The organism is Streptosporangium carneum, from assembly GCF_027922005.1.
In the GTDB taxonomy this organism is placed as follows: domain Bacteria; phylum Actinomycetota; class Actinomycetes; order Streptosporangiales; family Streptosporangiaceae; genus Streptosporangium; species Streptosporangium carneum.
The window spans coordinates 1-546 of the sequence record NZ_BSEV01000142.1 but is presented as its reverse complement, the minus strand read 5'-3'; the positions used below and the strand labels follow the sequence as shown (position 1 = coordinate 546).

Sequence of the window (546 nt, the reverse complement as noted above, 5' to 3'; positions counted from 1 at the left end):
AGCTTTCGTGCAAGGCTAGTGTGTCGGGGCATGTTCTTCCTCCTGGCTTGGCCAATTCGCAGCCGCCAACCCGCCGATCACGATCAGCGCGCCAAGAAGCGTCAGGGGGCTGAGCGTCTCGTTGTAAAATGTCCAGCCGAGAGCGAGACCGATCACCGGCACCAAAAAACTAAAGGCGTTGGCGCGACTGAGCTCCATCCTGCGCAGAACGTCGGTCCATAACCAATAAACAAGTGCGGTGCCGGGAAGCGCTAGAAGAACGAGAGACAGTCCGAACGCTCCGGTGAATTCGATCGCTCTATTGGCCTCAAGGAACGGACTGGCTAATCCCAACGGAATGGCGCCAAACACGAGCTGAAGGCCCATCATCACCAACGGATCGATGGACGTCACAGCGTGCTTAATCATCACATTGCTGATTGAGATTCCCAACATGCTTATCGCCAGAAAACCAAAGCCGACGGCCGGACCATCAGGCCCGTTTTGGCCAAAGCTGGGCATAGCTATGAGAACGATTCCCACAAAACCGCCAACGAGCCCGCAGAG

Annotated in this window: 1 protein-coding gene; it reads right to left on the bottom strand. The window is 56.2% G+C overall.

What is annotated here, in order from left to right; all coding sequences use genetic code 11:
- Positions 1-15: 15 nt before the first annotated feature.
- Positions 16-546: DMT family transporter (locus tag PKF00_RS44240; protein ID WP_271223792.1), on the bottom strand; the 531-nt coding region annotated here is incomplete at its 5' end.